Here is a 4,767-nt window from a genome sequence, read left to right as displayed (position 1 = left end):
AACGTCGTTACCATTCCATTTGGTGCCGAATACGTTCTCTACACCGGCTGCAATGTAAGTATCCTCGGGCTGAGGAGCCTCGGTGGGAGCCTCAGTCTCAGGCTCGGTCGGAGCCTCGGTCTCAGGCTCAGTCGGAGCCTCGGTCTCAGGCTCAGTCGGAGCCTCGGTGGGAACAACCGCCTCGGTGGGCTCTTCGGGAACATAGCCTACATGAGCGCCGGACGCGTCAAAGTGAGCGGGGTTGCAGCAATTTTCTTCGATAGATTTGAAGTTGTCGCTCTCGGTACTGTACATTCCGTAGCAGCCGTCGCCGTAGTAAACATACCAGTTACCACCGCACTGCTGCATGCCGGAGTATTCGCTGATGTCAATCTGGTCGGGATCGACGATGTAGATACAGCCGTCAAAGGAAGTATCAAAGTCGGGAGAGCCCTCGGGGAGCTTGGGGTTCTCGTCATCTTCCTCAGCGCAGCCCTCGGTCTTAATGTTACGGGTCTGGGCAGCCTTGTAATAGATGTCCTCGGGATCCTCGGGAATTACCTCGGGCTTACCGCCGTCAATACCGTTGTTCCAGATGATATTGATGGAATCGAGATGGACCGTCGCCTTGAAGATGTTCTGGTCGGGATCTACCAGCTCGGCTCTGTAGCCGGGCCAGTCTCTCTGGTTTACGCCCTCGGTGTGAGTTGCGTTGTAGCCGGTCTCACCGCCGGGGGTATAGCCCGCGGGGCCCTGCCAGAAATAGATGCCGGCGTAGTGGACGCCGTCCTTTAAGTTATACTGGTTATTCCAGCTGGGGGCATAACTGCCGTCAGTACCCAGGTCACCGTTGTGGCCGTTAGGCATCATGAAATAAACAGTCTGGGTGTCTTCAGCATCAAATGCCATCTCTTCCATGACGTCGGCGATGGAGAATGCGATGTCATCAACAACATTGTAAGCTGAAACAGTGCCGTCACCCTTATAGATGACCGCGCTGAAACCTACGGTTGTCAGAGAGAGAACTAACATTAATGCTAACAGTACGCTAATAAATTTTCTCATAATTTCCTCCTTATAATTATTTTATTGCGTAGATTAATCATAACACATAATTTTGCAAGTTTCAATAATAAATTTAATTCGAAAGGAGAATTTTTTATTTAGCTTTTAAACAGAAAAACAGAATTCGGGACGAAACTTTGCATTTCCGCCTATAATTCCATTATGGATTTATGCTAATTCACGAAAGCTCCGTTATTTCGCATAAATGGCAGCGTTTAATTTAGTGTGTTTTCACCAACAATAAGTATTACCCGGTCGAAACCATTCTATATTTTGGCAAAAACAACCCCCTGTCCGTCAGACAGGGGGAGAATATGATCAGCCTTCGGGTACAACAGGGGTATCGGGAACCTCGGGGGTATCGGGAACCTCGGGGGTATCGGGAACTACGGGAGTATCCGGAACCTCGGGCGTATCGGGGGTAACGGGCGTCTCGGGAACCGACGCTGAACCGCCGCTGTTGTAATCATAGCTGCTGCTGTTATCAGAAGAGCCCGATGACGGCGCGGAGGTGTAGTAGGTAGAGCTCGGCAGATCGTCGGTATCGACCTTGGTGTCACCCTTATAATAGGTACGTGTCGCCTTAACGGTATAACCGTTGTCAAAATACTCGGGATCAAAGGTATTGATCTCGACATGATCGAACTTATCGTTCTTTAGACCATACATCGTGCAGTTAAGCTCGGTGCCGTCCATCCAGCACTTCATGAACAGCTGGTAGTTAAAGGGGTTCTTGAGCTTTAAGTCGATGTTGCCGTAGTCGATCGTCGCGTCGCGACCCGCCTCGACATAAGCGGACTGGTAGTAGTGGCACTCGCGCTCGACGACACTCATACCGCAGAGCAGCGCGGCGTTGTAGATCGTCGTGGAGGACTGACAGATACCTCCGCCGATGCCGGTCTCACTGCGGCCTTCTACGATGACACCCGCGGGAAGATAACCGTTGGACTCCTGGTTGGAGTCGCCGGTACACTCGTTGAACGACCATGTCGCATCAGGGTTGATGATAGAGCCGTTGCAGGCGGCAAGGCTGATACGCATGTTCTCATTACCGTTGGAGTTATTATACGAAGTAGTCGAGAAGTGGGACAGCTCGACGATATTGCCGGCTAAGAAGTCCTTGGTAACCTTGGGATCAACCTGAGTAGTCGGCGCGTCGACGGTACCGGTGTAGGTACCCTGCTTGATCAGGGTTGACAGCGCGGTAACAGTCTTATCCTCCTCAAGCTTGACGCCCTTCTGCTCCGCTTCGATCGTGAACATATCGGAGGCGTCGGGGTCGAACTTGGTAACAGTAGCGTCCTTCGCTTCGGATGAAACTTCACCGGCTATCTTATTCACAGCGTTCTTACAGCTGCTCTCATCAACGGACATTTTGATCTCATAATTCTGCTGAGAGGTCTTGATGCCCTTTTCTTCGGAATATTTCTTCGCCTGAGCAAGGACGTCCTCGGTATTGAAGGAGACCTTGAAGTCGTTTTTGGTTAAATCAAAGCTTTTGTCGCCCGCCTTAACGGTGATCTTGATCTGATCCGCGAGCTCCTTCTCAACAGGAGCCATCAGCGCGCGCGCCTCATCCAGAGTAAGTCCTTTGAGAGACTTGCCGTTGACATAAACATTATCGGAGAAGGTACCGGAGGGACCGGGCTGAGAACCGGAATTCAGATACATTACCAGCCCGCCGATTCCGGCGAGAAGGATCACGCCCACGATACACAAGGCGACGATCAGACCCGTCTTGCTCTTACGGGGACGCTCCTCATAATCATCATAGTCCTGATCGTTATATACGGCATAGGCGCTTGCCGGCTGCTTATCGTCATCCGTCAGAACAAAATCATCATTGAAGCTCCGGCGCGCCTGAGCGGCTTTCGCGTTCTGCTGAGGACGGGAAACAGGCTTCGGCGCCGAAGCGGTACGGGAAGCGGACTTTGCCGCCGCGGTACCGTTCTTGCGGTTGCGCGCTTCCTCTAAAATCGAATCTAATTCCATGGTGTTTGACCGATAATCCTTGCTCATACAACCACTTCCTTATCTGAAAAATTACTGTATATCAACAGGCAAAACGCCTTATTATCGGGAAAAACGGCAACATTAATAATGCCGCCGACACTTATTTATATAATATCCTAAGAAAATCAAATTAATAATCTTTTAAAGAAATATAAAACGAAAAAACCGACGATATTTACTACCGCGGCGGTTGGTTTTATTATGAATAATGGATAAAGCAGATCGATTATGTATTGAACAATGCAGAAAAAAGAGGTATAATATTAACCAAGCTATAAAGTCTGCAGGAGATACCATGAATATTCTGATCCTTTCAGCGTCGACCGGCGGCGGACACAACCGCGCCGCAAACGCCCTGAAATCTACAATCAACGAAACCGATCCCTCAACTCACGTCGACATCATTGACGTCTTTAAGGAGTGTTCGGCTCTGGTAAACAATACCGTCGTCATGGGATACAAGGCGCTGGTCACACTGACGCCTGCGCTGTTCGGCGCCATCTATAAGAGCGCCGATAAGAAATCCGCTCTGTCCGATACCGTCAACGTACTGTATCAGCAGTGTGCGAAGAAGCTGCAGCCTATCATTGAGGAATATCACCCCGACGCGGTCATCAGCTGTCATCCTTTTGCGGGCGGAATAATGGCCTATATCAAGACGAAAAACGGATATCGGGTACCGCTGATCAGCATTGTGACCGACTTTCTCCCCCACCGCACCTACGTCAACGACGGCATCGATGCTTACATCACCGCCTCGGATACCGCGAAATACATCCTGACCGAGCAGTACGGGGTCGACCCTAAATGTATCTACGACTACGGTCATCCCATTTTCGAGAAATTCTACGAGGGAAACGGCAGAAAACGCGAAGAGGTACTCGCGGAGTTAGGATTCGAGCCCGAGAAGCGCACCGTCCTGTTGATGGCAGGCAGCTTCGGCGTGAACGACATTCTGGAAATATACGAAAACCTGCTGAAGATCAACCTGGATTATCAGATCATTGTTATCACAGGCAAAAACCAAAAGCTGTACGATGCCTTTGTGGAAATGATCAACAGCGAGCAGGAGATCGTTACCCCCGACGAGCCGGACTTCATCAAGAGTCTGAGCGAGGACAGCGTGATTCGCTTCATCTACAATACGAGCGAGGACGTCGCGGACAGGATCACTTCGACCTTCCGACGCTCCGCCGTAGGCAGCAAACCAACGCAGCTGTTCTACTTTGTCGACAATGTGGACGACTACATGCATGCCGCCGATCTGATCATCACCAAGCCCGGCGGACTGACGACGTCTGAGAGCATCGCCTGCGCGCTGCCGATGGTGGTGTTCAAGGCTTATCCCGGGCAAGAGGAGCAAAACGCCGCTCTGCTTGAGGCTAACGATATTGCGGTCATTCTGAGAGACAGCTCGGAAACCGTCGATACGGTCGGCTCGCTGCTCAAAAACGATGAGCAGCTCAAAAAGATGCGTGAAAGCTGCCGCAGCTATGTTCGCAAACATTCCTCACGCAATATCTATGAGCTCGCAAAGAGCCTCGTCGAAAAAGAAAAAGAATCATCGTGACCGAAAGCTCCCGTTCAGGGAGCTTTTCTTATACTAATCCATGATAAAAAGATTTAATCAGATATTAGTGATATATTTCGGATAGCGCGACGGGAGACGCAGACAGGCTGGCGCCTGTCAAGGAGCCCAACAAAGCTATA

3 protein-coding genes are annotated in these 4,767 nt (G+C 50.6%); 1 reads left to right on the top strand and 2 read right to left on the bottom strand.

Annotated elements, in window-relative coordinates; translation table 11 throughout:
• On the bottom strand, nucleotides 1-1,044 hold a 1,044-nt coding region (locus R2I50_RS09950), incomplete at its 3' end, for a hypothetical protein (RefSeq protein ID WP_316608988.1).
• A gap of 318 nt (nucleotides 1,045-1,362) precedes the next feature.
• The gene (locus R2I50_RS09945; RefSeq protein WP_316608987.1) at nucleotides 1,363-3,063 is read right to left on the bottom strand and encodes a VanW family protein; all 1,701 of its coding nucleotides are present in this window, start codon (nucleotides 3,061-3,063) and stop codon (nucleotides 1,363-1,365) included.
• A 289-nt stretch (nucleotides 3,064-3,352) separates the two neighbouring features.
• On the opposite strand from R2I50_RS09945, the gene R2I50_RS09940 reads away from it, so the two are divergent.
• Entirely contained in the window at nucleotides 3,353-4,627 is a 1,275-nt protein-coding gene (locus R2I50_RS09940; protein ID WP_316608986.1) for a glycosyltransferase, read from the top strand.
• Nucleotides 4,628-4,767: the final 140 nt, after the last annotated feature.

It is taken from the genome of uncultured Ruminococcus sp., assembly GCA_902785355.1.
GTDB lineage: Bacteria > Bacillota > Clostridia > Oscillospirales > Acutalibacteraceae > Ruminococcoides.
The sequence above is the reverse complement of the archived record's forward strand: the minus strand, read 5'-3'. Positions and strand labels throughout refer to the sequence as shown.

Excerpts from the sequence above, each read along its gene's own strand:
- R2I50_RS09940 (WP_316608986.1), top strand. The coding sequence starts at position 3,353 with ATGAATATTCTGATCCTTTCAGCGTCGACCGGCGGCGGACACAACCGC.
- R2I50_RS09945 (WP_316608987.1), bottom strand. The coding sequence starts at position 3,063 with ATGAGCAAGGATTATCGGTCAAACACCATGGAATTAGATTCGATTTTA.